This is a genomic window from Frankia sp. CcWB2 (genome assembly GCF_977927585.1).
The window spans coordinates 8067-9501 of record NZ_CDWRCM010000186.1; the positions used below are offsets into that span (position 1 = coordinate 8067).

Below are 1435 nucleotides of genomic sequence, written 5' to 3' on the forward strand. Positions count from 1 at the left end.
CCCGGGACCGGCGCGAGGCGACGACCTTCGCGTTGTTGCAGCTCTCAGCATTCCTGCCCGCGGTACGCACGGCGACCGCCCGCGCGTCGCTCGGCGAGTACGACCTCGCCCAGCCGGTCGCTCGGCGACTGCTTCTCGACGACTACCGGCGCTGGGTGGCGGGCTCGGACGCCTGGACGGCCCTGCTCGCCGTGGCCGGGCTCACCCCGACGGCCGGGGCCTACTGGCAGCTCTACCTGAACACCTCGTTGGCCCGGGGCAACCGTCTCCACCAGCTGTCCCGCGCGCCGCACCGGCATGCCGAGCTGCTCGGCGCGTTCGTGCACCAGCGCATCGACGACGCGGTCGCCGCCGCCGCCTGGGCGGATGCGGTCGAGGACGGCCTCGGCGAGCGGCCGGCATTCTTCGCCTCGTCACCGCCGGCGCTGACCCCCGCCGCGCTGGACGACCTGGTCGACACGCTGCTCACCCCGCTGCTCGCGCTGTCCGGGGATGCGGCTCTGACCGCCTTTCACGCCGGTTTCACGGACGCCGCCCAGCTCGCCCGCCGCTGGGACCGTGACCTCGCCGAGCAGCTGGCCTGGGCCGACTCGATCGAGGAGTACAAGGCGAAGGCCGAGGCCATCGACGCCTACCTCACCACCGAGGGGATAGCGGTCGACCTCGACACGTTCGTCGAGTCGTGTGACGAGACATCGACGACGCACGTCCACGACGAGCACCGGCTGGTCATGATCGAGTCGGGTGACATGCACTTCTGGAACAACGTCACTCACAAGATCGCGTTGAGTGACGGCGACAAGATTCTCATTCCCAAGTCGCGGCTGCACGGATCGACGGTGCTCTCGGGATCGTGCACCTACCACCAGCCGATCATTCCGGACGACATGTACCTGAAGTTCTGACCGCGCCCGGCCCGGCGACCGAGACGTTACCCGCCGCTGGCGGGAGCTGATCGGGCCAGCCGTCGCTGAACCTTGTTCCGTAGGTCTTCCGGAAGGAGATCCGTGATGCCGCCGAGGGCGGGCAGCCCGTCGGGCTCGGTCGTGAGCGATCGGAAGACCTGCCCGACGGTTAGCCCGTGCCCGGGCCGGTGCAGGACTGTGATCGAATCCCCGGCGGCGGCCTCTCCTTCGGCCAGAACCCGCAGGTACGCGCCGGGCGTACCGCGCCGCGAAAAGCGCTTAATGAGATCCGGGACGTCCCAGAATCCGGCGAAAACACGGCAGGGGGTGCGGGGCGAGGTCACCTGGACCACCGCGGACCCGACGGCCCAGACCTCGCCGATCCGAGCGCCGGTGACATCCATTCCCAACGACGTCAGGTTCTCCCCGAAACTACCCGGAGGGATATCACGGTCAAGGGAGCGCGACCACCAGGAGAAATCTTCGTGAGCGAACACGTACACGGTCCGATCAACACCGCCATGAAACGT

The 1435-nt window shown here is 68.6% G+C and carries 2 protein-coding genes; one reads left to right on the forward strand and one right to left on the reverse strand.

Translation table 11 applies throughout. From position 1 onward, the window contains the following. A partial coding sequence (locus ACY45C_RS17285) for a cupin domain-containing protein (protein WP_462188596.1) occupies positions 1-905 on the forward strand: 905 nt, incomplete at its 5' end. A gap of 26 nt (positions 906-931) precedes the next feature. Here the strand turns inward: ACY45C_RS17285 and ACY45C_RS17290 are convergent. Next, positions 932-1435 (reverse strand): MOSC domain-containing protein (locus ACY45C_RS17290; RefSeq protein WP_462188597.1); only part of this gene is annotated, 504 nt, incomplete at its 5' end.